Here is a 25,541-nt window from a genome sequence, read left to right as displayed (position 1 = left end):
GCCCGCCCACCCGCCCCTTATGGTGGCGCCCGGCAGATGCCAGCCGCATGCAAATGAGCCGGTGGGAGAAAGTGAAATTCTGATGGCGCGTCTGGTCACCGTAGCTGGCCTGGCACTGGTATTGGGCATTCTGATCGGCATAGGCGCCGTATCGCTCCAGCGTGCGGCCAACGCGCCCGAGGCGCGCGCGATCAAAGACCCGGAGCCTGCAGCCAGCATCACGCCGCCCGCCGTGACTGAACCGCCTGGCAATCCGAGCATACTGAGGCTGGCCAGTCCGGCGCCTTCGACCGCTCCGCTGATCGGTACCATGGCAAGCTCGATGGTGGAAAAACTGGCCATCGCCTCGGATGGCAAGCTTGAGTTCAAGCTGTTCGAACCCAACACGCTGGCCCCGAATGCCGAGTTGTTCGACAAGGTCTCGAACGGCGAAATCGATGCGGTATGGTCTTCGGCCAATTTCTTCGCCGCGCGCGATTCGGCTTTCTGGCTGTTTTCCAGTGTGCCTTTCGGTCCGCCTGCCAGCGAATATCTGGCGTGGCTGTCATATGGCGGCGGGCAACAGTTGATGGACGAGAGCTTTGCCCGGTTCAACATCAAACCGGTGGTATGTACCATTCTGCCGCCTGAGTCCGGCGGCTGGTTCCGGCGCGAGATCAACTCTGCCGAGGACCTGAAGGGTTTACGCATGCGCTTTATGGGCATCGGCGCCCGGGTGATCAGTCAGCTCGGTGTGGAAATCGTGCCATTAAGCGGCGGCGACATCTTCTATGCGCTGCAAAGCGGCAATATCGATGCGGCGGAGTTTTCGCTTCCCGCCACCGATCTGCGTTTCGGCTTCGACAAGGCCGCGCAGAATTTCTATTTTCCCGGCTGGCACCAGCAGAGCTCACTGATCTCGCTGCTGATCAACATGAGCGTCTGGGAGGGCCTGAGCGAGGCCCAGCGCGGCTTGATCACCAGCGTATGCGGCGACACCGTCCGCGAAAGCCTGGCCGAGGGCGAAGCGCAGCAGGTGAAGGCCTTGCAGGAAATCCGGACCCGCGGCGTGGCGATCCGAACCCTGCCGAAGCCCGTCATGGATGCGCTGAAAGCCTCGTGGATCAAGGTGGTGAAGGAAGAAAGCGTCACCAATCCGGAATTCCAGAAGGTCTGGGAATCCTACCATGGATTCCGCAAGGCCTATGCCGAATGGCGCAATCTCGGCTATCTGCCCTAAGCCGCCAGTGAGCGGCGCAACTGGCGCATCCTGCGCTCCACCGAGATATCCAGCGAGGCGGTTACTTCCAGACTGCGGTCTTCCAGGGCATCACCGCGAGGATTGGCACGTCCCCGGGCCTCCACCGCCGCATCGCGGCGACGGATCAGCTCAACGATTTCCGGCTGGAACAGGCGCAACAGGCCATTCAGCCAGCGGTTTACGTCCGGCACTGGCCAGCCGTGACGCAATTCGAAGCGATCCAGCATGGCGATCACGTCGCGTGCCGAATACCAGGTTTCATCGGTAACCCAGCGGTTGACGGTGAACAGCCGGATTGGCTGGCCATAATGATCCATCGCGACGGCAACGATATGCGCCAGCGCCCGATTGCCGCGCGGCCAATGCGGCCCGATCTTTTCCTTCGGCGAACAACGGCCCACGCCCGACTTCACATAACGCGCCGGTTCGAATTTTTCCGGCAGCAGATGCGGCCTCTGAAAGACGTGGAAATGGCCGTGCTCGCGTCCATCATCGCGATGAGCATGATAGTAATATTGTGCGCCCGTCTCCGGATCGAAGACATCGCCAGCGGGATAATGCCGTTGTTCGTAGAAATCCTCTTCCCCGCGCAGCAGCTCGGCCACCAGGTTGCTGCGCCTGGCGGCCAGCGCCTGCTGGATGCGCAGGACCTCGTTTCCGGCCGTCACCATCGCCTGCAGGCGACCATGCCCCAGATTGGCCATCATGTTCATCGTCAACCCAACTCCCGCTCCGCGAGGACGTTTTTTTCGTCCAGGCGCGGCAGACTACGCAGCGGGCTGTTAAGCGGCGGTAAATGCGGCAATGCGCCGCTGTTGATAGAGCGAGTCGCTATGCTATTTTCCACCTGGTTTCGGGGATTTCATCGCGCCGCAAGGGCGTATAGGTTCCCGGATCGACAAGGAACCACGCGAGGAGCCCCAAGAGATGTCGCGAGTCGTTTTTTCCGCCCTTGCCGCCCTGGCGGTGTCGTTCACCGTTGCCAGTGGCGCCCAGGCCTCCGGTGATGTTGAGGCCGGCAAGAAAGCGTTTGCCAAATGCCGTGCCTGCCATCAGCTGGAAGCTGGCAAGAACGGCGTTGGTCCCAGCCTGGCCAAGGTATTCGGCCGCAAATCCGGCACCGTCGAGGGCTTCAAATATTCCGATGCCATGAAGGCCAAGGCCATCGTGTGGGATGAGAAGACCATCGCCGACTATATCGCCGACCCGAAGGGCTATATTCCCGGCAACAAAATGGTCTTCCCGGGGATCAAGAAGGAAAGCGAAGTGGCCGATTTGATCGCTTATCTCAAGGACGCAACCAAGTAATCCTCTGATTTTTCAAGCGGCCTCTCCTCACAGGGAGGTCGCTTCTTATTAAACATATAATTATGTGGATTATGTATATTACATTTCCTATTGCGATATAATTTGCATTTCACATTACAGGATCATATAATAATTCTATGTCCACCGCGAATGACATGACCGCGCAATCCCCCCCGACCTCGGTATCGGCCCAGACAGTACTGGACTGGCTGGCGACTGACGCGGTTGTGCTGATCGACGTGCGCGAACCGGACGAATATGCCGATGAGTACATTCCCGGGGCGGTGCTGGTGCCCCTGTCGGCTCTGCAGGCCACCGCATTGCCGGCGGCGCCGGGCAAGCGTCGCGTCCTGCAATGCCTGACCGGCAAGCGATCAGCCGTTGCCCTGGCTCGCCTAGCCGAGCAGGGCGTGACCGACCTGCTGCATCTGGATGGCGGCCTGCTGGCCTGGAAGATTGCTGGCGGCGAGACGGTTGAGGCCGACGAGGCCGTGGCCGCCTGAACTGAGGGCCTGAACGCGGCCCCGCCCTTTTTCCCATCGCTGCCGTTGGCTAAGGTCGTTTCCAGAAGATGGAGGAACGACAATGCCCGTGCATGGCCCCGATGCGGTGCTGAACAACCCCGCCTATATCCACGACAGCGCGCATATTTATGGCAAGGTGCGGCTGGAAGAAGGCAGCTCGGTCTGGATCAACGTCGCCATGCGAGCGGAGAATTACGAGATCGTCGTTGGCGCCTACACCAACATCCAGGATTTCTCGATGCTGCATGTCGGCGGTCAGAGCGGCACCTATATCGGTGCCCACTGTTCGATCACGCATCACTGTACCATCCATGGCTGCACAATCGGCGACAACTGCCTGATCGGCATCGGTTCGACCATCATGGATGGTTGCGTGATCGGGAAGAACTGCATTATCGGCGGCCATACCTTCCTCAAGGAGGGCACGGTGATCCCGGATAATTCCGTGGTGGTCGGCAGTCCGGGCAAGGTGATCAAGACGCAGAACAACTACGTGCGCTGCCGCCTGAACGCCTGGCTGTACTACCGCAATGCCCTGGCCTACCGGCAGGGCCAGTACCGCGACTGGGACCAGCCCGACATGGCCCGGGCCATGGGCCAGGAAATCGCCCGCCTGACCGAGGAACTTAAAGCCCTGGAGGCGGCCGGACAGGCCTGATTGTCCGTGATCCGCCTGCGCAGGATTTCCCGCCCGTCCCCGTATAGTGGATATGGGAGAAATCCCGGCCTCCGTTTTGTCGGCCAGAGCAGGAAGTATCCGGATGTTTGCCTCTACCGTGCTGTCCATTCCGCTGCGGCGGGATGAATCCGTGCAGGACGTCGATGCCGCACTCATGCTGCGGGTCGCCAATGGCGACCACGCAGCCTATCGGCTGCTGGTCGACCGCTACCTGCGCCATGCGGTCACCATGGCCTATCGCGTCCTGTTCGACCGGGCCGACGCCGAGGAGGTTGCGCAGGAAGCTTTTTTGCGGGTCTGGCAGCATGCCGCGCGCTGGCGTGCCGATGGCGGTGCCAGCTTCAAGACCTGGCTCAATCGCGTGGTGGTGAACCTGTGCATCGATCGCAAGCGAAAGCCGGGCATGGCTGCTCTGGACGACCAGCCTGAGCCCATAGACGATACACGCCCGGATCCCTACCAGACACGGCTTGCCGCCGAGACAGGCGATCGGGTCGCGGTCGCCCTGGCGAAGCTGCCCGAGCGCCAGCGCGCCGCGATCCTGCTGTGCTTCTGGGAAGGCGAAAGCAATATCACCGCGGCCGATGCTCTGGGCGTCAGCATCGGCGCGCTGGAATCCCTGCTGGTCCGGGCCAAACGCAGCCTGCGTGACGACCTGAGCGATGTCTTCGGCGCGACGACATGATGACGGAGTGAGATTATGGATCTCGACCGCTTTACCGACCTGATCGACGCCTTCGGTGCCGATATCGAGCATTGGCCGGCGCGCGAACGAGCAGCAGCCGACCGGCTGCTGGCAGCGTCGCCCGAAGCGCGCGCACTGCAGCGCTCCGCACTGCGATTCGACAATCAGTTGCTTGGCGCCGCCCTGCCCGAGATCGAACCCAGCGATGCTCTGCGGGCCCGCATCTTCGCGCAGGTCGCCGGCCTGCCTGCCGCTTCCGCCTCCACCACCCCGTTATGGCGGGTCCAGGTTGCCGAGGCGCTCGCGCTGCTCTTCCCGGCTGGACGCGCCATTCCCCAGCTTGCTGCGCTCGCGCTCGCGCTCTTCATCGGCATCGGCGCGGGCATGAGCAATTTTTCCCTGGTTGATACGCAGGAAGCCGAACTGGTGGCCGTGCAACTGGCCAGCACCGTGCCGCTCCTGTACGAGGAATAAGAGTCATGTCCGACCCCATTGTCACTCCGCCGCCCGCGCCTCCTCCGCCCCAGGCGCAGAAAACCCGCATTAACCGCTGGCTGGCCGTTGGCCTGATCGCTTCTGTTGCGATCAATCTTGCCTTCATCGGCTGGGGCGCAACGCGCTTCGTCAAATACAGTCGCTGGATGGACCGTGACCGCGCCCATATCGAGGAACAATTCGCCCGCCGCCTGCCCGACGAGGCTGGCAAGGCTTTCCGCAAGGCCTTCGAAAAAACCCGCAAGGGTGACGCCTTCACGCTGCGCGAAATGAACCGCGAACTGGCCACTGCGCTTGCCGCCGAACCTTATAACCGCGACAGGCTGGAAGCGGCCCTGCTCGAGCATCGCCGACGGCTTGATCAGTTGCAGCAGGGGCTGCAGGCGGGCCTGCTTGCCGCCGCCGATGCCATGACGCCTGAGGAGCGGTCCAAGCTGGCCCGCAAGCTGATGCGCCATGGCCCGCCCATGCCCCCTCCGCCCGATGGCCCGATGCGGGGCCCCGGGGCAGGGCCGGACGGGCGCCATATGGACGGCCCGCCGCCACATCGTCGCCCGCCGCCGCAAGACTGAACCACGCCGAACCATCCCGACCGGCTTGTTTCTGCCGGTCGGCATCGCTAGCGTGATCGCTTTCCCGGCAGTCCACTGGGGGGCCATCATGCTCAATGTCGTCATTACCGGCGGTGCCGGTTTCATTGGCCAGAAACTGGCCGCCGAACTGCTGAGACGCGGCAGCCTGACCGGGCCAAGCGGCCGGCCGGAAGCCATCCACCGCATCACATTGTTCGATACGGTGGAAGCCGACGGTCCGAAGGACGAGCGCATCGTCACCCTAGCCGGCGATATCGGCGATCATGGCGAGGTGCTGCGCCTGATCGGGCACAACACCCATTCGGTGTTCCATCTGGCCGCCATCGTTTCGGCCGGCGCGGAGGCCGATTTCGAGGGTGGCTACCGCGTCAATCTCGATGGCACGAAGCATGTGCTGGAGGCTTGCCGCGCCATTACCACCCACACGCCGCGTCTGGTTTTTGCCTCTTCCGTCGCCGTCTACGGCGGCGATGCCATGCCTAAAACGGTGACCGACGAAACCGCGCAGCGGCCAACGACCTCTTACGGGGTGCAGAAGTTGGCCGGCGAATTGCTGATCAATGATTACAGCCGCAAGGGGTTTGTCGATGGACGCGCCATCCGACTGCCCACCATCATGGTGCGCCCTGGCAAGCCGAACAAAGCCGCCTCGACCTGGGCTAGCTCGATCATCCGCGAGCCACTTTCGGGCGTGGATGCCACCTGTCCGGTACGCCCGGGCTCGCCCATGGCCTGCCTGTCGCCGCGCCGCACGGTAGACGCCTTCATTCGCGCCCACGACCTGCCGGCCGAAGACTTCGGCAAGGATCGCACATTGCTGCTCAGCGGCATCCGCGTCACAGCTGGAGAAATGGCCGCTGCAGTCGAGCGCAACAAGGGCAACCGCAAGATCGGAAAAATCCACTGGCAGCCCGATGCGGCGATCCAGAAAATCGTCGATGGATGGCCCGGCGAAACCCGCTCGACCCGCGCTGCAGCACTGGGCTTCACCACTGATGCCTCCATCGATGAGATCGTACAGGGATTCATCGCCGACGATCTCGACAGCCAGATCAAAAGCCTGCAGTCCAACTAAAAAAGAAAGTATGCCGCCCCATGACCAAGCCAAGTCCCGAAGCCCTCGCCATGGTCCGCCAGCTCATCGAGATGCCGACGGTGAGCCGCGATTCCAACCTTGCCCTGATCTACTGGATCCAGGAGCATCTTCAATCGCTTGGCGTGGAATCAACCCTGGTCTATGACGACAGCGGCAAAAAGGCCAACCTCTATGCCACGCTGGGACCGCAGGACAGGCCAGGCATCGTGTTGTCGGGACATACCGATGTGGTGCCTGTCGATGGCCAGGACTGGGATACCGATCCTTTCACCCTGACCGAGAAGGCGGGACTGCTTTACGGCCGCGGCACCTCGGACATGAAAAGCTTCGTTGCCGTCGCACTTTCCTATGCGCCGAAATTCCTGGCCCAGAATCTGGAGACGCCGATCCATTACGCTTTTACCTACGACGAGGAAGTGGGCTGCCTGGGAGCCAAGAAACTGATCGAGGTTCTGCGTGGAATGCCGGTGAAACCCAAGGCCTGCATCGTTGGCGAGCCGACCGAGATGCAGGTGATCGCCCAGCACAAGGGGAAAAAAAGCTGGCGCGTGGATGTGCGCGGTTTCGAATGTCATTCCTCGCTCACCCATCTCGGCGCCAATGCGGTGGAAGCGGCCGCCGAGCTGATTGCCTTCATCAAGGGCCTGGCGCGCAAAAAGCGCGAACATGGACCATTCGATGGCGAATTCGCCCCTCCGTATACCTCCCTGCATACGGGCACGGTGAATGGCGGTACCGCCCTCAACATCGTGCCGAAGGACTGCAGTTTCCTGTGGGAGATTCGCTACCTGCCGCAGGACGATGTCGATGCGCTGTACGCCGAGGTGGTTGCCTACGCCAAAAACAAGCTTGAGCCGGAACTGAAAGCGGTCGATCCGAATTGCGGATTCACCTTCACCCAGATTTCCGAATTCCCGGGTCTGGCCACAGATGATCGCGCCGGCGTGGTTGAACTGGCCAAGGCGCTGACCGGCGCCAACCGGGTGCAGAAGGTGGCCTTCGGGACCGAGGCCGGGTTGTTCTCGGAACTGGGCATTCCCACCATTGTCTGCGGCCCCGGATCAATCGAACAGGCTCACAAACCGAATGAGTTCATCGCCCTGGAGCAGATCGGGCTGTGCGAGGCCTTCATGGGCCGCTTGCTGGAGCGCGTGAAGCAGGACGGCGCCGGCCTGCCGGTCTGAACGCAGCCGCCATATCCGCCCATCGTGGTATTTAATTACCACGATGGCGAAATCCTGCCGCACTGGATTTTCAGCATCGAGCGGAATCATAATGCGGCATGGCCTCACACCCCAACATTGCCGCGATTGACGACTTCCTGATCCGCTCGCGCAGCAATGTGGTGACCGACTTCCTGCACTACATGCGCCGCATTCATCCGGCCGACAGCCTACCGGCGCGGCAGGACATCGACATGACAGCAATGCCGCATCTGCTGCCCAATATCGTGCTGGTGCAGGTCGAGCGGGCGGCACCACCGCAACCGGCAAGGTTTTTCGTGCGTGTGGCTGGCGAGGTCATACTTGAGGCCGCACTGTCACCGATGATGAACCGTTATATCGACGAGATTGTGGCGACAAATGCGCGTCTGTCAGGCCAGCCGGCCAGCGTGATCCAGGACGTGCGGCAGCAGGTGCTGCAGACTGGTATAAGCTATTACTGGTATGGCCCGCCGCGCATGAAATTCCGGCATGACTATGCCGATCTGGAATATGTGCACTGCCCTCTGGCCGATGACGGCGTCACCATTGATCGCATCATTTCGGTTTTCTACTACCACGGCGCCACAGATTGAGGGTCGCGCCGCTCACCAACGGGTGAAGCGCACCGCGGCCAGGGTCGCCAGTCCATAGACCGCCATGGCAATGCCGGCCAACGCAAACAGTGTCCAGACCGGGGCGGCATGCATGGTGAGCAGCCAACCACATGCAGCGACCAGAACCAGACGCAGGGTGCCGGCCAGAACCGGCCCCAGCAGCCGGCCTGCCCCCTGGGACGCGAAATACAGGCACAGCCCCAGGCCGAAGAAAGGGAAACCGGCCCCGGCCGCGATCAGGTATTGCCGTGCGGCGGCGATGACGGCTTCATCCGCGGTGAAAAGACGCGACCAGGCATCAGGGAGCAGGACCACCACCAAACCGATGATGCCCAGTATGCCAAAGGCCAGGCTGCCCGCGGTCCAGGCCACGCGACGGGCGCGGACCACGTCATGCGCCCCAATGGCCATGCCAACCATTGGAACGCTTGCCACTCCGACCGAGAAGGCAATCGGGATCAGCAGGAATTCCAGCCTGGCGCCGATACCATAGCCAGCCAGGGCGACGGTGCCGAAACGCGCCACCAGTCCCGTGAAGATCAGGATCGCCAGAACCGTTTGCAGCGAGGACAGGCTGGCCATCGCGCCGACCCTCAGAATGTCGGAAAACATCTCGCCACGCGGCTTGAAATCGCGCGGAATGAGACGCAGCCGGGCATGGCCGGCCAGCAGGTACCAGGCCAGATACAGCGTGCCGAGGCTGAAAGCGCAGACCTGACCAAGGCCAACCCCCAGCATGCCAAGTTTCGGAATCGGCCCCAGCCCGAGACCGAGGGCGCCGCCGATCAGGATCTGCAATATCGCAACCGCCAGACCAAGGGCTGACGGTACTGTCATGTTTCCGGTGCCGCGCAGAACCGAAGACAGAGTGTTGAACAGCCAGACGCTGATCGCTCCCGTGAATACCGTGTTGGAGTACAATACGGCTTCATCCAGCGTTCCCCCGCGACCGCCCAGCAGATGATAGATCATTGGCCCAAGCAGCCAGAAAAAGGCCGTGAACAGCAGGCCCGCGCAGAGCGCGATCGCCACGGCATGTAGGGCAAGCGCGTTGGCCCGTGGCAGATCGCCGCCACCGAGCGCGCGCGCAATGGCAGACGATACGCCGCCGCCCATGGCCCCGGCAGAAGTCATCTGCATCAGCATGATCATCGGAAAGGCCAGTGCCATGGCCGCCAGTGGCTCGACACCCAGAAGGCCGACATAGGCCGTTTCTGCGATGGCCGCCAGCGCGGTTGCCGTCATCGCCACCGTATTGGGCAGCGTCAACCGCAGCAGGGTGGGCAGAATAGGTGCTGCCAGCAGTCTTTCCGGCACTGGCACGGCAGGCCGAACCGGCTGGGCGAAAGGCCGCGGCTCGGCGATGCCGGGCTTTTGTTCGTTCATGAGAGCACCGCTGACAACCGGGCCTGCAGGCTGCTGCGCGCCGATTCCAGGATCCGGTTGGAGAGATCGCGATTCTCCACGGCACGTGCGAGCGCCACGGCCCCGGCCATTTCGGCAAGCATGGCCATCGCACAAGCCTCCGCATCGAATCCATCCCGCTCCGGCAGATGCGCCGCAAATCGGGCAATGATCCCCCGCAGTCCCTCGTCAAAAGCGTTGCGGCTGGCAGAATCCAGTCGCGCAGCATCGCTGCTCAGTGCGGCCAGCGCGCAGCCGCCGCCCGCATTGTCGCGATGGGATGACGAAACATACACATCGACCCAGACACGGAGGGCCTCGATGCCTTGCTGGCCCGCAACCCGCGCGAAGAAACGTTCTCGCCCCTGATCGAACATCGTGGCGATGGCTGCAGCCACCAACTCGTCCTTGGAGCGGAAATGGGCATAAAAACCGCCGTGCGTCAGTCCGGCTTCACGCATGATTTCCAACACCCCGACACCTTCCGGGCCGCGGGCACGGATGGCCCGGGCGGCAGCCAAAAGTATTTTCTCCCGCGTGATCTGTCGTCGCGTGGCAGGCAGAGGCTGATCCGGCGATAGCGGCATGGCTGGAGTCACTCAATAAATATGATGATGATCATCATTCATTATCACGCGCAAATGTCAAACCCAGTCTCGGAATCATAATATAAGTCAAAAATTATTATAACTCATTGTTATTTTTATATATTTTATACTATCGACTCGCTGGATCGGAATCCGCAGACTTAATTACATTACAAAACTGAAATTCCACTGCTCGCGCGGTCGGATTGGCCACAAGCGAGGTCGTTATTCGTCCTGAATGGAAAACGAGCGCCCTTCACTACTTCAGAGACTCGGGCAATTGCTCGGCGGCAAGGAGGAGACATCCGGTCCTCCCCCAGCCCGGCGGCGCCTGCCTTCGTCTGTGACCGATACACAACGCAGTCTTGACGGCCTTGGATTGACTCCAAGCAAACTGACTGCTGGCTCGCTGCAACTGATCGGCCTGTCGGGTATCCGCACGGCTCTCGGCGAACGTTGGGAACGGCGCAGCGAACAGATCTTCCGGCTGATCGAAGGCATCTTCCGGCGTCGCCTGGATGTCACTGATGCCTATTACAGGGTGGATGATGAGAATTTCCTGATCCTGTTCACGCGCCTGCAGCGCCGCGAGGCCGAATTCAAGGCCCGCGTTATTGCCGAGGAGATCGAAAAGCTGATCGTCGGCGAAGAGCCAAGCGCCCAGGAAATTTCCGTCGCTTCATGCGTAGCCGAAATCGATCGCCAGTTCGTGCTGGAAAAGATCCACACCCTGGACGATCTGCTCAACCATGTCCGCTCTGCTGCCGAGCAAGACGAATACGACCGGACTGCAGATAGCGTCCATTCGCCGCAGACGGAGTCCACCCCGCCTATTCCAGAGCTGGACCAGGACTTCAGCGCTCTATTCCAACGCACCAGCGTCGAAGACTATCTGAAAGACTGCAGTGCCAGCTTCCGCCCCATGTTCAACACCAAGCGACGGACTTTCAGTTCGTTCCTGACCAACGTAATCAGCAAACGTACCGGTCGAATGGCCCTCTTGGATGACGATCCGCTGCTTGAGAAGCCAGAGGAACTTCTTCCTGCTCTCGATCTCTTTACGCTGGGCGCGGCCCTGCTCGGCCTGCATCGCATGCTCACATCAGGCCTGAATGGCAAGCTGGTCATCCCGATCACTTACGAGACACTCAGCATCAGCCGTTTACGCGAACAGTATTTCAGCCGGCTGCGGGAGGTTCCGAGCGGGATTCGCATGTATATCGCCTTCGCGGTGACAAACCTGCCGGCCGGCATGCCGGCCAGCCGACTGGCCGAACTGGTAGCCTATCTCCGCCCGTTATCGTCGCTGCAAGTGGCTCACATACGGCCAGAAACCAGACTGGTGGACGTATATGCCGGCTCGGGATGCTATGGTCTGAGCACAGAAATGGAGTTGAACGGCAGCGCACCCGGCAAGACGAGGCTCGATTACGCCAGCCTGGCGCGACGCATCCACCTGCATCGCAACGTGGCAATACTGGCGAACATCAACAATCATGATGATCTGCGCGTGGGTGTGGCATCGGGCTTTGATATCGTCTGGGGCGATGCCGTAAGCGGCTCTGTCGACACCCCGGGATTGCTGGATGGGCTGCGAAGCGAACATATTCCGTTAACATGACGAGCACATGAATCCGCCAGCCGACATTCCTTATCAACTCCGGGAAAAGCCACGTATCGCCATTGCCTACTGCACGCAATGCCAGTGGCTTTTGCGGGCGGCGTGGATGGCGCAGGAACTGCTTTCGACTTATGGCGACGATCTCGCCGAAGTCGCACTTATGCCGGGTACGGGCGGTATTTTCGAAATCCGCTATGACGGTGAGACGATCTGGGAGCGTAAACGCGATGGCGGTTTTCCGGATGTAAAGACATTGAAGCAGATCGTGCGCGATCGTCTCGATCCGCAACGCGATCTTGGTCATATCGACCGCTGACCGCCTGGAGTTTGCGTGCAGAGATTTGCCACCCTGCCCCGCATCACGCTCGATATCGGCCGCGGGCATATTGGCGATATCCCAGATGAACGGCTGCAGGAACTGGCCCGCTACTGGTTCGCGCGCTGCAAAGCGGATGACATACCGCTACGCTCGGAAATCGACCCGCTCGATTTCCCTGCCCTGCTGCCCAACATCATGTTGCTGGATCGCGTTTCCGGGCCTGATGCTGATCGCTACCGCTTTCGGCTTTCAGGGACTCATGTCCGGTTCTATACAGGCCGCGAGCTCACCGGTTGCTATCTGGACGAAGTATTGCCTGTGGACTACCTCGACTATGTGCGCCTGCTGAACCGCACGGTTCAGACCGAGCGTCTGCCGGTCTATACCTCCAGCCTCTATCACGACGAGGGCAACTTCGTGAATGGCATCACCTATCGACTGGTGATGCCATTGCGCAGCAGGGAAATGACCGAACCAGACATCATCTTCGTTTGCCAGTTCTGGCAGCGGCGTCAGGATCGCGGCAACTGGACCGGCGACTGGCTCAGCGCGACACCCGAGATACGCATCATTCATGCCGACTGACCGGCAAAAAATTCTCCTTAACGCGGATTAACCATACTGCGCGCAAGGCAGGATTGCCGATTTTCCATTGAATTCCGACCGCACTGCGGATGCCTTCGCATGGCATGTGCATTGCTTGCTGTTGCTTCAAACAACAGGAGGACAGCATGTCGGTATCCGGTATTGGCGGTGGCAGTGGCCGCCTGCAGCAGCTCTCGCTGGACAGCGAGGCGATGGAGTATTTCCTGGGGCAGGCCAGGGCGAAGCGGGAAGAAGCGAAAGGCACCGATCCTCAGACCCGCCTTGCCTGGCTGACCACTGCCGCCGGCGCCGTCGACGCGGTGGAGGCCACGCATTGGCCGGCGGCCACCCAAACAGCCGAAGCCGTTCCAGCTTCGGCGCCAGCCGAGAAAGCCGATTCAGCCCAGGATTTCCTGGATTATGCCAGGATGTCGATCCCCGAACGCATCCGGGCAAAATACCTGGAAGAGCACGGCATGACCGAGGAGGGCCTGGCGCAACTCGATGAAAAGCTCCGCAAGAAGATCGAGGAAGAGATCCGCGAGGAAATCGAGAAGGCCGTCAAGGGCGAAACCGGCAAGAGCGCCGGCGGCATTGCCAATCTTCTAGTCTGATCCCGCCCGACCGCCTGAGGCCGAACTTAGCGCAGCAGCGACAGCAGCAAGGACGGTTGTCGGTTGGCAATATTCAGGGCATTGATGGCAAGCTGCTCGCGCACCTCTTCGCTGCGCAGCAATGCCCCAGCCTCTGCCACATCGGCATCGATCAGGACACCAAGTGCCTTTTCCGCAGCCGCGCGGAGTTCGGCCAGAAGGTTGCTTTGCTGGAGGATGCCTCGATATTCGCTGGCGTAGTATGCGGACATGCCGGCAAGCCGCAGGGATGCCGACTGGAAAGCATCGCGGGTGGCAGAAATCGCGGCGGAACTGAGCAGGCTGGTTCCTTCCAGGGCCAGCCCCATCGCCGTCAGGTTAGACCGCACAAGGATGCCCAGTTGGCCGTCTTCGCTTTCGCCGTACTGATAGATCGAAGGCTCCAGCGTTGGCCCGGCATCGTTGACCCAGGTCGATGTGACGAAGGCTGCACGCAGAGACGAAGCGCCATCCGCGGACTGGGATGTATATGGCGGCTGGTCGCGCTCGGTATAACGCACATTCGACACCGAAACGGTAAAGCTGTCGCGATTTGAGTCGCCATTGGCGTTCTGATAATTGACAAGCTGTTCGTAATTCAACGTCCCGCTCCAGCTTGTACCGCCGGCTCCGGTGGAGCGATCGGTTTGAACCGCCACTAGAGTACCGGCCGAATTATAGACGCGGATATCGAACAGGATTTCTTCGGTTCCCGATGCCGGGTACGGCGGCACCGCGTTGATCGGGGTGAAATCGACATTGACGGGCGATGTCGTGATCGCGCTCGTGCCGCCGCCCAGCCCCCGCGGCGCATGGCCGGTTATATCACCGCCGGAAATCCGCACCTGGGTCCTCGGGAAGAACTGCAGATCGCCAGGCGTGCGCCGCTCTTCCAGCACGTCGACATAATCCGCAGAATTGCCGACGAAATAATGATAGTTGGCGAAGGTTATTTCGGTGGGATAGCCCGGTGTGCCGCGCCCCAGGGATGGCGGATAGGACAGCGACAACTCGGCGTATATGCGCACATTGCTTGCCGTATCCGGGATGGTCGGCAGAGTCACGGCCTCGGGGCCGGCGGCAAAACCCGAGGTGACCGGGCCGAGATAGTAGACTGAATTCTCCACCAGTCCGGTGTCCTGGAACACTGTGGGGGGCGCCAGGGCCTGCACCGCGCCGTCAATCGAGATCAGCCAGCGCACCTCACCGGCGATGGCATCGGTCGGCGTATTGCCGAGGCGGATCGGCAGGCCGAGAAAGACCGTTTCACCGCTGTCGGGCACGGCCTGCACAGGATTCGCCGGCATGGTGTCTGCAGCATCGGGAGCCGGCATGGGCGGCGCGGCCCCGGGAGCGGTGCGCAAGCTGATCTGTGGCGCGAATTCGATCGTGGCGCCGGGCGGATCGCCGCCAATCAGATTGACGCCATCCACCACAGCCGCCTGAGCGGCATGGTCGAGCTGCATCAGATAGGCCTGATAATCGTTATCGATCATCCGTCGCTGCTCGTCGCTCAGCGAGCCGTCCCCGGCCTGGACAATCTTGGTTTGCAGTTCGGACATGATGCGGAAAGCGCGGTTGATGCCCGCGCTGGCCGTTTCCAGCGCCATCACCGTGCGAGCCAGTGTCGTATCGACGGCACGCCGCGCCTTCTGGGTCGCGCGGACGGACTGGGCCACGGCAAAAACCGCGGCATCGTCGCTGAAATCGGCCACTTTGTAGCCGGTTTCCAATTGCTTGGCGACGCGATCCTTTGTCCCGGCAACGGCGCGCAGCGTTGCCAGGGCAACCATAGCCCCGCCATTCGTATTCACCGAACTGACCATTGCTCTCTGTCCGTCTGAAAGCGCCGAGCCAGACCTCCCTGTGAATTGCCGTAAGGGAAGGATTCAAAAGATGGTATATATAATAAGTTTAACTTAAAGACAGGATATTTCTTTAAGGTTGGTTAATAAAATTACGACCACGACGCAATTTGAGCCATAATAATGCCGCGCTTGCAGGCGGTCATTGCAGCGCAACAAATCTGTTCTTGTCACAATCCGGTCGGCACCGTATATAGCCGCCAACCCCGTACCCGATAACCGAATCCCGCCCAGACAGGCGGGATTCGGTTATCGGGTATACGCATTGAACCCTTGAGTGATTGCGCGCATTGCTGAATCACTCGGGCCGAAACCTAAAGGAATCGCGCCCGGCCGCCTGCCCTCAGGATGGACCGGGCCTTTTGTGTAAGCCGCATGGATATCCGCAATATCGCCATCATCGCTCACGTCGACCATGGCAAGACCACCCTGGTTGACGCCCTGCTGCGCCAGTCCGGCTCGTTCCGCGAGAACCAGCAGGTGGCCGAGCGCGTGATGGACTCCAACGACCTGGAGCGCGAGCGCGGCATCACCATTCTGGCCAAGTGCACCTCCGTCGAGTGGCACGGCACCCGCGTCAACATCGTCGACACCCCTGGCCACGCCGATTTCGGCGGCGAGGTCGAGCGCATCCTGAGCATGGTGGATGGCGTGGTGCTGCTGGTCGACGCTGCCGAAGGCCCTCTGCCGCAGACCAAGTTCGTGCTGGGCAAGGCGCTGGGCCTAGGCATGCGCCCCATCGTGGTCATCAACAAGGTCGACCGCCAGGACGCCCGCCCGGTGGAAGTGCATTCGGAAGTCTTCGACCTGTTTGCCGCGCTGGACGCCTCGGAAGAGCAGCTCGACTTCCCCTGCATGTTCGCTTCGGGCCGCAGCGGCTGGGCCGATGACAGCCTAGAAGGCCCGCGCAAGGATCTGGCCCCGCTGTTCGATCTGATCGTGCGCCATGTGCCGGCCCCCAAAGCCGACATCAACGCGCCGTTCAAGATGCTGGTCACCACGCTGGAAGCCGACAATTTCCTCGGCCGCATCCTCACCGGCCGCATCTATTCCGGCAAGATCAAGGTCAACGCCCCGATCCATTCGCTGCGTGGCGACAAGGAGGTCGAAGCCGGCCGCGCCACCAAGCTGCTGTCGTTCCGCGGCATCGAGCGCGTACCAGTGGAGGAAGCAGAGGCTGGCGACATCATTGCCATCGCGGGCCTCACCACCACCACCGTCGCCGACACGATCTGCGATCCCGCCGTCACCGAGCCGGTGCCGGCCAACCCGATCGATCCGCCGACTCTGGCCATGACCTTTTCGGTCAACAACTCGCCATTTGCCGGCAAGGAAGGCAGCAAGGTGCAGAGCCGCGTGATCCGCGAGCGCCTGCTGCGCGAGGCCGAGGGCAATGTCGCCATCCGCGTCACCGAAACTGACGAGAAGGATGCCTTCCAGGTCGCTGGCCGCGGCGAACTGCAGCTCGGCGTGCTGGTCGAGACCATGCGCCGTGAAGGCTTTGAACTTTCAATCAGCCGCCCGCGTGTGATCTTCAAGAAGGATGAAGACGGCACCCTGCTCGAGCCGATCGAGGAAGTGCATGTCGACGTCGACGACGCCTATACCGGCGTGGTCGTGGAAAAGATGAGCCTGCGCAAGGCCGAGCTGCGCGACATGCGCCCCTCGGGCGGCGGCAAGACCCGCATCACCTTCCACGCTCCGTCGCGCGGCCTGATCGGCTATCACGGCGAGTTCCTAACCGACACGCGCGGCACCGGCATCATGAACAAGCTGTTCCATGGCTATGGCCCGCATCGCGGCGCCATCCCCGGCCGTCGCAATGGCGTGCTGATCGCCAACGGCACCGGCGAAACCGTGGCCTATGCGCTGTGGTATATCGAGGAGCGTGGCGTGCTGTTCGTGGATCCGGGCACGCCGGTCTATGAAGGCATGATCATCGGCGAGAACAGCCGCGACAATGACCTCGAAGTCAATCCGATGAAGGCCAAACAGCTCACCAACATCCGTGCCGCCGGCAAGGACGAGGCCGTGCGCCTCACGCCGCCGCGCAAGATGACCCTGGAGCAGGCGATCAGCTACATCGGCGACGATGAGCTGGTGGAAGTGACACCGAAGTCGATCCGCATCCGCAAGAAGCTGCTCGACCCGAACGATCGCAAGCGCGCCAGCCGTGCTGCCGAGGCGGCCGCGTAAAGCATTTCGATTTCCCAAGAATGCGAAAGGCCGGGATCAATCCCGGCCTTTTTCTTTCGTGGATGGCCGGACCTGGCCCAACCATCCACGCCTTTTCCGTCACCCTACTCCGCCACCGCCGCGCAGTAGCGCGTGCCGGTCCGCAGCTTCGCGCAGGCTGCCTCGGCCGCCTTCCTGTCGGGGAAACCGACCAGTTCCAGCCGCGCGAATGAACCCCGCCCCTGCAGCTCGACCCAGGAGACCAACGGATCATACTGGCCATAAAGCTGCGGATTGGCTTTCAGCAGCTCCTGCCACTCGTTGATCGCGGCCGATTCCGTGCGGTGCGAGGCCAGATGCACGCGCCACGATCCGCCGGTGACGCTGCCCGGTTCCTTCATGCTGCCGGCCATCTTCGGCGGTTCCGGGATCGCCCCCGTGGCCGCGGCCATCTTCTGCTGCTCCATCGCCTGGGCGGGATTGTCCATCACCGAGGGCGACGGCTTGTAGCCGGCAGGCAGGCCGGGCGCGGCAACAGCGGCCGGGGCCGCTGCGGTGCGGTTTGCCGCCGCATTGCCTGCGGGCTGTTGCGGCGCAGCCCGTGCGGTGCGCGTCGGCGCGGGAGATGCGGCTGGCATGGCGGCGGTTGCTGCCGGCGCGGCGACAGCGGACTCGGCCGGCTTTTCCGGTTCCGTGTAGCCGACCGGAGCGGTGTTGCCCTGGTTGCTGGCCGATGCTGTGGCCGCGCGCTGGGCCGCCCAGTTGGCCTGCGCCACGCCGCCCTGCATCACCGGCGCGGGCGGCGCCGACGGCATGGGCTGCTGAGGTGTCTTTGGTGCAGCCGCCTGTTGCACGGGGGGATCGCGCGGATCGATGCCGATGTCACGGCGGATCGCGTTATAGGTATCGCAGCCCGCCAGCAGGCCGGCGGCAACTAAAACCGCAATGACGTTACGGCAGGACATGGCAGCCTTTCGGGACTCGGCGGAACCCTTGCATTTTACGCTGGCGCGACAGGCACTTCCAAGGCAGAAACAGGGTTAACGACCTGTGGAGGATACATGCCCGTTATCGTCAACAGTCCTGATTCGGCTCCGCGATACAAGCACTTAGGCAGCCCCCAAAATCCATGTAACCCGTAGTGTCACCATGAACCCGTAAGTGTCGCTTAGGGGATGCACGACAATGAACCGTCGGAAAATTGCTTCAACCCGAGAGGCAGAGCATGCCTGCGTTGCTTACGACCAAAGAGGCGGCCCGCCTCCTCCGCGTCGATCCCCAGACTATGTTCCGTTGGCGTAAAGACGGAACGGGACCAGCTTACATTCGAGTTGCTCAGACCATCATCCGGTACCGCGAGATTGACCTGATCTGGTTCATTGATAACAACCGCCATCGTAGCCTTGCAGACGAGTCATCGAAGGTGACTAAGAGAAAATCGAAACTATCCAAATAAGATGACTACCGCATGTGAAAAGCAGGTTTGGCAGAATACATCTACTTTCTGCCAACCGGCGATTTATCGAATGATCGAGTTCAGTAGTAGAGCCCATTCCAGTGGCTCCATCCGCCCCCACCATCGAATGCCGGCTGCTTCAGCAATTGCTCCGTAACTACTGACTGGGGCCAATGCCTAATATTGCCCCTACCCTGTGGGCTCAGCACGGTTCTGTAGTATTCAGACAAGTTTCTAAGTGTCGGGTCTTCCCAAGCCAATCGTGTAGTTGTGTAGTTGATCGCGTTTGCGATTGGATTGCCCTCGGCTTGCATGAACGAGGTCATGACAGGGCCTTCTAGCTGGGGTGGTGGGCGGTGAAAAAGGAATTGCATGACCGAGTGGTGCCACGCCTTGAGATCAGCCACGCAGACAAGATCGATCTCCTTGATGGGATGATCGACATAAGTTTGGCTAGCCGTGAGAATCTCAAGATGAATCTTCTCCTCGGCATTCGCTCCAAAATCGTGGCTATGCGCGAGAACGCCAAAGATCATCGGTGCTACCAGCTCTTTGTAAGGAGAACCGTAACGCTTAGGGAGAGCGGCCTTCAATTCGGCACACTTCTTTACCGCCTTCGTTATATCGCCAGGCCGCAGGGTCAACTTGCACTCAAACACGGCTGCCACCCCACCGGCCAAGTGCATCTTCTTCTCTCTTAGACGGCGCGGATAAGCGCGATTGTGCACGACCACATCAACCTGACCGCCTGACCAACCATTAGGTACCATGACGCGCCCTTTGGTCGTGACGTTATATTCGGATGGCAACCAGCCGCCTAAAATCTCTCGCCAGTTTTCCTCGCCCTCATCTCCAGCAGTTCCTGCATCCTCTCTGGATCGCTTGCGAATACGTTCATACTCGGCCGCGATCTCCACGGCTTGTTGCTGGAAGAAATCGTGGAGGTCGTTGTCAGCCATATTCGTCTCGAAAGCTAATATCAGGCAGTTGGCCAAATATCATTTTAGCCCGTATGGCGTCTTCCTCATTCTCGGGACATGATGACGACGTAAGCACTACCAGCCCAGCCACCAGAATACTGTGCATCAGCACCTACGGTTGCCTATGACGGCCTATAGCGGGACTATTCGTGAGTTTGAAAAACTCAAGAATTTATATTAATTTGCTGGAAAACCGGTATTTTCTTTAGGAAGCATAATGACATGCCCGTTATCGAGATCAAGGCCGATGTCACCGGCAAGGTGTGGAAGATCGAGGCCGAGGCCGGCGCGGCCTTGAGCGAAGGCGACATCGTCATGATCCTGGAATCGATGAAGATGGAAATCCCGGTCGAGGCGCCCAGGGCGGGCAGGCTTGCCGCCCTCACCGTCGCCGAGGGCGACAGCGTGAAGGAAGGTCAGGTGCTGGCGAAGCTGGAGGCGTGACTCAGGACCTTGGGTCATAGGCGCAGCGGAATCCGACGTAAACCGCATAAAATTCCGCCGGCTTGTATGCCTCGACATCAGCCTGCATCTGGGCTGCGCCGTACCACCATGAACCGCCCATCGTGCGCCGTTCGCGCTGGTCACGCGGGCTGGCATCATCTACCCACTCCCACACATTGCCACCCATGTCGTGCAGGCCATTCACGCCGGCGATGGTCTGCCCGGCCGGCGCACCGCGCGGCCAGCGGTCGATACCCGACGTATTGGCCCCGTTCGCTGTTTCGCCGCTGGGATAGCGATAGGTGCGGCCGGTCATGAAGGGCGAAGGCGGATTGCCGCGCTGCTCCGTGTAGGCGGCGGAGGTCCACTCAGCAGCACTTGGCAAACGGCCGCCGGCCCAGGCGCAATAGGCGCGCGCCTCAGCCCAGTTCACGTGCACGGCAGGATGCGCCTCACTCTCGGGGGCCTCGCCATATGGGCGATAGACGGTCCAGCCGCGCCGCCGCACCCATCCGCCGGCATATTCGTAGCCGCCTCCTGCCCGCTCGGCCTGCGTGACATGGCCGGTCGCCTGGGCAAAAGCACGAAACTGGGCGATGGTCACTTCGTTGCGATCCATCTCGAAGGCGCCGACGCGCTGCTTGTCGGCGGCCGATGCCGCCCCGGCAAATGCCACGATCAAGACCGTCGCCAAGATTTCGCGCATTGTCATCCCATCGGTATCAGCCCGCCGCCCGGTCAAATAGCGTACTTGGCGACAGCGACCAGCCCCTAGCGCGGCAAAAGTCGGGAAATACCCAAACAGCAATGCGTGGCGGCCGCGCTGAAACAGGCAGAGCCTGATGGCTGGATCAATGCCCGCTTTTCGCCAGATGGTCGAATTCGAGCAGTTGTTCCAGGATCGGTTCCAGCCGGTCGAATTCCACCATGTTGGGGCCGTCCGACGGCGCGCTGTCCGGGTCCTTGTGGGTTTCCATGAACACGGCGGCCACGCCGATCGCCACGGCGCCGCGCGCCAGCACCGGCACGAAGCGGCGGTCGCCGCCCGAGGCCGAGCCCTTGCCGCCCGGCTGCTGCACCGAATGCGTTGCGTCGAACACCACCGGACAACCGGTCTCGGCCATGATCGGCAACGCGCGCATGTCATTGACCAGCGTGTTGTAGCCGAAACTCACGCCGCGCTCGCACAGCATCACGTTCAGATTGCCGCAATAGTCGAATTTCTCGACGATATTCTTCATGTCCCAGGGCGCGAGGAACTGGCCCTTCTTCACGTTCACCGGCTTGCCGGTCTGCGCGGCCGCCACCAGCAGGTCGGTCTGGCGGCACAGGAAAGCCGGGATCTGCAGCACATCCACATGCGGCGCCACCTCGCGGCACTGCTCCTCAGTATGCACGTCGGTGATCACCGGCAGGCCGAGCGTGGAGCGGATTTCGTCGAAGACCGGCAGGGCATTCTCCAGGCCGAAACCGCGATTGGAGCGGATCGAGGTGCGGTTGGCCTTGTCGAAGGAGGACTTGTAGATGAAGTTGATGCCGAGCTTCTCGGTCAGGTCCTTCAGCGACCCGGCCATGTCGAGCGCGTGATCGCGGCTTTCCATGGCGCAGGGCCCGGCGATCAGCGTGAGCGGCAGATCGTTGCCGATCTCGAATTCGCCGACCTTCACATGGCGGATGGGGTTCTGGGTATCGCTCATTCTGCGTCGCTCCTGATCACTCGCCCCAGCGCGTATTCTACAGCGTCATGGCCGGGCTTGTCCCGGCCATCCATGCCTTAATTTTCCAGAACTTATAGAACCATGGTTACAAAAACGTGGATGGCCGGGACAAGCCCGGCCATGACGGCTCAGGAGCGGATGTTGCCCCTAAACCAGCCGCGACTGATCCAGTGCCGCCTTCACGAAACTGGCGAACAGCGGGTGCGGCTCGAAGGGCTTGGATTTCAGCTCGGGGTGATACTGCACACCGATGAACCAGGGATGGTCGGGCAGTTCCACGATCTCGGGCAGCAGGCCATCGGGCGACATGCCTGAAAAGACAAGGCCACAGGCCTCCAGCTTCTCGCGATAGCGGGTGTTGACCTCGTAGCGGTGGCGGTGGCGCTCGGAAATCGTGGTGCTGCCATAGATCTCGGCCACGCGCGAACCCGGCTTGAGCGCCGCGTTGTAGGCGCCCAGCCGCATGGTGCCGCCCAGATCGCCGGCAGCCGAGCGCTTCTCCAGCTCGTTGCCCCGCATCCATTCGGTCATCATGCCAACCAGGGGCTCGTCAGTCGGGCCGAATTCGGTACTGCTCGCCTTCCTGATGCCGGCCTTGGAGCGCGCGTATTCGATCACCGCCATCTGCATGCCGAAGCAGATGCCGAAATAGGGAATGTTGCGCTCGCGCGCAAAGGTGACGGCGCGAATCTTGCCTTCCGAACCGCGTTCGCCGAAACCGCCGGGCACCAGGATCGCGTGCACGCCGTCGAGGGCATGCAAGGCGGTCTCGTCCTTCTCGAAAATCTCGGACTCGATCCACTCGATGTTGACGCGGGCGTTATTGGCGATGCCGCCATGGGCCAGAGCTTCGGCCAGAGACTTATAGGCATCCTTCAGGCCGGTATACTTGCCGACGATGGCGATCTTAACGCTGTTTTCCGGCGCCACCACGCGCTGCACGACATTCTTCCAGCGCGACAGATCAGGTTCCTTCGCCGCGGCGTCCAGGCCGAAACTCTTCAGTACCTGCACGTCCAGCCCCGCCTCGTGGTAGGCCAGGGGTGCGGCATAGATGGTGTTCACATCGAGCGCCGGGATCACCGCCTCTTCGCGCACGTTGCAGAACAGCGCCATCTTCTTGCGGTCGCCCTGCGGAATCTCGCGGTCGGCACGGCAGAGCAGGATGTCGGGCTGGATGCCGATGGAACGCAGTTCCTTCACCGAATGCTGGGTCGGCTTGGTCTTCAGTTCGCCGCTGGCCGCGATGAACGGCACCAGCGTGACATGGATGTAGATCGCCTGGCCCCGCCCGGCCTCCAGGCCGAACTGGCGGATCGCCTCCAGGAAGGGCAGGCTTTCGATGTCGCCAACCGTGCCACCCACCTCCACCAGCATGAAGTCGGTGCCTTCGCGCTCGGCGGCGATGAAATCCTTGATGGCGTCGGTGATATGCGGGATCACCTGCACCGTGCCGCCCAGATAGTCGCCACGGCGCTCCTTGGCGATCACGGTCTGGTAAATGCGGCCGGTGGTGATGTTGTCGGTCTTGCGGCCGGGCACACCGGTGAAGCGCTCGTAATGGCCGAGATCCAAGTCGGTCTCGGCGCCGTCATCGGTGACGAAGACCTCGCCATGCTGGTACGGGCTCATGGTGCCCGGATCGACGTTGATATAGGGGTCGAGCTTGCGCAGGCGGACGGAATAGCCGCGGGCCTGCAGCAGCGCGCCGAGCGCCGCCGAAGCCAGACCTTTGCCGAGGGAGGAAACCACGCCGCCGGTGATGAAGATGTACCGCGTCATGGGCCTCCTGTTTAATCTAATCGCTCGACACAATGAAGGGCTTTGCGCATCGCGGTGCGCGATTTAATCGATCTGTAAATTCAGATACTTACTGCGACAGGGGCACGGCCGGCTTCTGCGAATCGGCGGGGGCCGACGGCGTTGTGGCGGGGGCTGCGTCGAGAATCGAGCGCGGCTTGGAATGGCCACCGGCCAGGATCGCCAGCGCGATGCTGGTGCAGATGAACAGAGTGGCCAGGATGGCCGTGGTGCGGGTCAGCAGGTTGGCCTGGCCGCGCGCGGTCATGAAACCGCCGCCACCGCCGCCCATGCCCAGCGCGCCGCCTTCCGAGCGCTGCACCAGGATGACGCCGATCAGCGCCAGCGCCAGCAGGATATGCACCACCAGAAGGAAGGTCATCATGGTCTTGAGTCTCCGAAAGTCCGGGGGCTTTTACACCCTCACACCAGATAGGGAAAGCCCCTGCGGCCCGCAAGCCCCGCACTTCAACAATATTTCTGTATAACCAACAGGTTAGCCCACCGCCAGATCGTCATACCGATGGCTGCAGCCCCAAGGGTCGGTGACCTGCCAGCTTCCATCCTCCCGCGGCTCGGCATAGGCCGGGCCGACCGGCACTTTCCCGTGGCCGCCGGGAATATCGAGGATATAGGTCGGCTGCAGCAGGCCCGAGGTGTGGCCGCGCAGGCGGCGCATCAGTTGCTGGCCCTCTTCCAGCGATAGGCGGAAATGGCTGGTGCCGCGCGCCAGGTCGCCATGATGCAGGTAATGCGGCTTGATCCGGTTGGCCACCATGGCGCGGAACAGGTCGGTCAGGGCCGCCGGGCTGTCGTTCACGCCCTTCAGCAGCACCGACTGGCCCAGCATCGGAATGCCGGCATCCACCAGGCGGCAGATCGCCGCCACCGCCTCGGGCACGAATTCGCGGGCATGGTTGGCATGCAGCAGCAGCCACACGGCCTTGTCGCCGGATTTCAGCGCCGCCACCAGATCGTCGCTGATGCGCCCGGGGTCGACGACCGGCACGCGGCTGTGGATACGGACCACGCTTAAGTGCGGGATGGCACTCAGCCGCTGCATCACGTCTTTCAGCCGGCGCGGCGAAACGATCAGCGGATCACCCCCGGTGAGGATCACCTCCCAGATCGCCGGATGCCGCGCGATATAGTCGATGGCGGCATCAAGCTGTTCGGCGCTCAGGCCTTTCGATCCCGGCCCCACCATCTCGCGGCGGAAACAGAAGCGGCAATAGACCGGACAGACATTCACCAGCTTGAGCAGGACGCGGTCGGGATAGCGGTGCACGATGCCGGCCACCGGGCTGTGAGCCTCGTCGCCGATGGGATCGCTACGTTCATGCTCATGCGCCACCAGCTCCGCCGCATCGGGCAGGAACTGGCGCGCGATCGGGTCTTTCGGATCGGCCGGGTCGATCTGCGCCTGCAGATGCGGCGTGACGGACACGGCGAACTGCGCGGCCACTTTTTTAAGTGCCGCGATGCTGCCGTCCCGATCCCGCTCCTCGGCGCCCAT

General features: G+C 61.7%; 28 protein-coding genes. 17 read left to right on the top strand and 11 right to left on the bottom strand.

Going from position 1 to position 25,541, the window contains the following annotated elements:
• Window positions 1-82: 82 nt before the first annotated feature.
• On the top strand, window positions 83-1,219 hold the full coding sequence (locus ACK4FK_RS11875; protein WP_409745170.1) for a TRAP transporter substrate-binding protein: 1,137 nt from the start codon (window positions 83-85) through the stop codon (window positions 1,217-1,219).
• Here the strand turns inward: ACK4FK_RS11875 and ACK4FK_RS11870 are convergent.
• Window positions 1,216-1,953 (bottom strand): DUF6969 family protein, encoded by a 738-nt coding sequence (locus tag ACK4FK_RS11870; RefSeq protein ID WP_409745169.1) that lies wholly within the window; start codon window positions 1,951-1,953, stop codon window positions 1,216-1,218. The genes ACK4FK_RS11875 and ACK4FK_RS11870 overlap by 4 nt on opposite strands.
• 214 nt (window positions 1,954-2,167) lie before the next feature.
• On the opposite strand from ACK4FK_RS11870, the gene ACK4FK_RS11865 reads away from it, so the two are divergent.
• The 9 genes from ACK4FK_RS11865 to ACK4FK_RS11825 all read left to right on the top strand — a co-directional run bounded on the left by ACK4FK_RS11865 (window position 2,168) and on the right by ACK4FK_RS11825 (window position 8,418).
• Window positions 2,168-2,548 (top strand): c-type cytochrome, encoded by a 381-nt coding sequence (locus ACK4FK_RS11865; RefSeq protein WP_409745168.1) that lies wholly within the window; start codon window positions 2,168-2,170, stop codon window positions 2,546-2,548.
• A gap of 137 nt (window positions 2,549-2,685) precedes the next feature.
• Entirely contained in the window at window positions 2,686-3,051 is a 366-nt protein-coding gene (locus ACK4FK_RS11860; RefSeq protein WP_409745167.1) for a rhodanese-like domain-containing protein, read from the top strand.
• 82 nt (window positions 3,052-3,133) lie between these two features.
• Window positions 3,134-3,730, top strand: a complete 597-nt coding sequence (locus tag ACK4FK_RS11855; protein ID WP_409745166.1) for a gamma carbonic anhydrase family protein — start codon at window positions 3,134-3,136, stop codon at window positions 3,728-3,730.
• Between the two features lie 103 nt (window positions 3,731-3,833).
• Window positions 3,834-4,436 (top strand): RNA polymerase sigma factor, encoded by a 603-nt coding sequence (locus tag ACK4FK_RS11850; protein ID WP_409745165.1) that lies wholly within the window; start codon window positions 3,834-3,836, stop codon window positions 4,434-4,436.
• Window positions 4,437-4,451: 15 nt separating this feature from the next.
• Entirely contained in the window at window positions 4,452-4,910 is a 459-nt protein-coding gene (locus ACK4FK_RS11845; protein WP_409745164.1) for a hypothetical protein, read from the top strand.
• Window positions 4,911-4,915: 5 nt separating this feature from the next.
• The gene (locus ACK4FK_RS11840) at window positions 4,916-5,503 is read left to right on the top strand and encodes a periplasmic heavy metal sensor (protein WP_409745163.1); all 588 of its coding nucleotides are present in this window, start codon (window positions 4,916-4,918) and stop codon (window positions 5,501-5,503) included.
• A gap of 88 nt (window positions 5,504-5,591) precedes the next feature.
• Window positions 5,592-6,599 carry a D-erythronate dehydrogenase gene (denD, locus tag ACK4FK_RS11835; RefSeq protein WP_409745162.1) on the top strand — a complete coding sequence of 336 codons (1,008 nt, stop codon included), beginning with the start codon at window positions 5,592-5,594 and terminating at the stop codon, window positions 6,597-6,599.
• A gap of 20 nt (window positions 6,600-6,619) precedes the next feature.
• On the top strand, window positions 6,620-7,804 hold the full coding sequence (gene argE, locus ACK4FK_RS11830) for an acetylornithine deacetylase (protein WP_409745161.1): 1,185 nt from the start codon (window positions 6,620-6,622) through the stop codon (window positions 7,802-7,804).
• A gap of 98 nt (window positions 7,805-7,902) precedes the next feature.
• The gene (locus tag ACK4FK_RS11825; protein ID WP_409745160.1) at window positions 7,903-8,418 is read left to right on the top strand and encodes a hypothetical protein; all 516 of its coding nucleotides are present in this window, start codon (window positions 7,903-7,905) and stop codon (window positions 8,416-8,418) included.
• Window positions 8,419-8,430: 12 nt separating this feature from the next.
• Here ACK4FK_RS11825 and ACK4FK_RS11820 read toward each other — a convergent pair whose 3' ends face one another.
• The gene (locus ACK4FK_RS11820; protein ID WP_409745159.1) at window positions 8,431-9,825 is read right to left on the bottom strand and encodes an MATE family efflux transporter; all 1,395 of its coding nucleotides are present in this window, start codon (window positions 9,823-9,825) and stop codon (window positions 8,431-8,433) included.
• The gene (locus ACK4FK_RS11815; RefSeq protein ID WP_409745158.1) at window positions 9,822-10,430 is read right to left on the bottom strand and encodes a TetR/AcrR family transcriptional regulator; all 609 of its coding nucleotides are present in this window, start codon (window positions 10,428-10,430) and stop codon (window positions 9,822-9,824) included. The genes ACK4FK_RS11820 and ACK4FK_RS11815 overlap by 4 nt, the downstream gene beginning before the upstream one ends.
• A 238-nt stretch (window positions 10,431-10,668) precedes the next feature.
• Between ACK4FK_RS11815 and ACK4FK_RS11810 the strand changes: the two genes are divergently transcribed.
• The 4 genes from ACK4FK_RS11810 (at window position 10,669) to ACK4FK_RS11795 (ending at window position 13,569) form a co-directional block, all read left to right on the top strand.
• Complete coding sequence (locus ACK4FK_RS11810; RefSeq protein ID WP_409745157.1) at window positions 10,669-12,051, top strand: hypothetical protein; 1,383 nt, start codon at window positions 10,669-10,671, stop codon at window positions 12,049-12,051.
• A 7-nt stretch (window positions 12,052-12,058) separates the two neighbouring features.
• On the top strand, window positions 12,059-12,367 hold the full coding sequence (locus ACK4FK_RS11805) for a SelT/SelW/SelH family protein (RefSeq protein ID WP_409745156.1): 309 nt from the start codon (window positions 12,059-12,061) through the stop codon (window positions 12,365-12,367).
• 15 nt (window positions 12,368-12,382) lie between these two features.
• Window positions 12,383-12,955 carry a PAS domain-containing protein gene (locus tag ACK4FK_RS11800; RefSeq protein WP_409745155.1) on the top strand — a complete coding sequence of 191 codons (573 nt, stop codon included), beginning with the start codon at window positions 12,383-12,385 and terminating at the stop codon, window positions 12,953-12,955.
• Window positions 12,956-13,101: 146 nt separating this feature from the next.
• The gene (locus ACK4FK_RS11795) at window positions 13,102-13,569 is read left to right on the top strand and encodes a hypothetical protein (protein WP_409745154.1); all 468 of its coding nucleotides are present in this window, start codon (window positions 13,102-13,104) and stop codon (window positions 13,567-13,569) included.
• Window positions 13,570-13,595: 26 nt separating this feature from the next.
• On the opposite strand, the gene ACK4FK_RS11790 is transcribed toward ACK4FK_RS11795, so the two are convergent.
• Window positions 13,596-15,413 carry a hypothetical protein gene (locus ACK4FK_RS11790; protein WP_409745153.1) on the bottom strand — a complete coding sequence of 606 codons (1,818 nt, stop codon included), beginning with the start codon at window positions 15,411-15,413 and terminating at the stop codon, window positions 13,596-13,598.
• 414 nt (window positions 15,414-15,827) lie between these two features.
• Here ACK4FK_RS11790 and typA point away from each other — a divergent pair, with 414 nt between their 5' ends.
• Window positions 15,828-17,648, top strand: a complete 1,821-nt coding sequence (gene typA, locus ACK4FK_RS11785; protein ID WP_409745152.1) for a translational GTPase TypA — start codon at window positions 15,828-15,830, stop codon at window positions 17,646-17,648.
• Between the two features lie 104 nt (window positions 17,649-17,752).
• Here typA and ACK4FK_RS11780 read toward each other — a convergent pair whose 3' ends face one another.
• Window positions 17,753-18,592 (bottom strand): SPOR domain-containing protein, encoded by an 840-nt coding sequence (locus tag ACK4FK_RS11780; protein ID WP_409745151.1) that lies wholly within the window; start codon window positions 18,590-18,592, stop codon window positions 17,753-17,755.
• Window positions 18,593-18,852: 260 nt separating this feature from the next.
• Here ACK4FK_RS11780 and ACK4FK_RS11775 point away from each other — a divergent pair, with 260 nt between their 5' ends.
• A complete protein-coding gene (locus ACK4FK_RS11775) occupies window positions 18,853-19,083 on the top strand; it encodes a helix-turn-helix transcriptional regulator (RefSeq protein ID WP_374298875.1) in 231 nt (76 codons plus the stop codon).
• Between the two features lie 80 nt (window positions 19,084-19,163).
• Here ACK4FK_RS11775 and ACK4FK_RS11770 read toward each other — a convergent pair whose 3' ends face one another.
• Window positions 19,164-20,042 carry a DUF6602 domain-containing protein gene (locus ACK4FK_RS11770; protein WP_374298877.1) on the bottom strand — a complete coding sequence of 293 codons (879 nt, stop codon included), beginning with the start codon at window positions 20,040-20,042 and terminating at the stop codon, window positions 19,164-19,166.
• 243 nt (window positions 20,043-20,285) lie between these two features.
• Here ACK4FK_RS11770 and ACK4FK_RS11765 point away from each other — a divergent pair, with 243 nt between their 5' ends.
• Window positions 20,286-20,507: a biotin/lipoyl-binding carrier protein gene (locus ACK4FK_RS11765; RefSeq protein ID WP_409745150.1), complete on the top strand. Its 222-nt coding sequence runs from the start codon at window positions 20,286-20,288 to the stop codon at window positions 20,505-20,507.
• A 1-nt stretch (window position 20,508) separates the two neighbouring features.
• Here the strand turns inward: ACK4FK_RS11765 and ACK4FK_RS11760 are convergent, their stop codons facing one another.
• The 5 genes from ACK4FK_RS11760 to ACK4FK_RS11740 all read right to left on the bottom strand — a co-directional run bounded on the left by ACK4FK_RS11760 (window position 20,509) and on the right by ACK4FK_RS11740 (window position 25,541).
• Entirely contained in the window at window positions 20,509-21,213 is a 705-nt protein-coding gene (locus ACK4FK_RS11760; RefSeq protein ID WP_409745149.1) for a formylglycine-generating enzyme family protein, read from the bottom strand.
• 145 nt (window positions 21,214-21,358) lie between these two features.
• On the bottom strand, window positions 21,359-22,204 hold the full coding sequence (gene kdsA, locus ACK4FK_RS11755) for a 3-deoxy-8-phosphooctulonate synthase (RefSeq protein ID WP_409745148.1): 846 nt from the start codon (window positions 22,202-22,204) through the stop codon (window positions 21,359-21,361).
• A 168-nt stretch (window positions 22,205-22,372) separates the two neighbouring features.
• Entirely contained in the window at window positions 22,373-24,007 is a 1,635-nt protein-coding gene (locus ACK4FK_RS11750) for a CTP synthase (RefSeq protein WP_409745147.1), read from the bottom strand.
• 88 nt (window positions 24,008-24,095) lie between these two features.
• The gene (gene secG / locus ACK4FK_RS11745) at window positions 24,096-24,410 is read right to left on the bottom strand and encodes a preprotein translocase subunit SecG (protein ID WP_409745146.1); all 315 of its coding nucleotides are present in this window, start codon (window positions 24,408-24,410) and stop codon (window positions 24,096-24,098) included.
• A gap of 111 nt (window positions 24,411-24,521) precedes the next feature.
• A complete protein-coding gene (locus ACK4FK_RS11740) occupies window positions 24,522-25,541 on the bottom strand; it encodes a lysine-2,3-aminomutase-like protein (RefSeq protein WP_409745145.1) in 1,020 nt (339 codons plus the stop codon).

This window comes from Ferrovibrio sp. (assembly GCF_046297895.1).
GTDB lineage: Bacteria > Pseudomonadota > Alphaproteobacteria > Ferrovibrionales > Ferrovibrionaceae > Ferrovibrio.
Note: the sequence above shows the minus strand (reverse complement) of the source record. Positions and strands in the feature narration are given on the sequence as shown.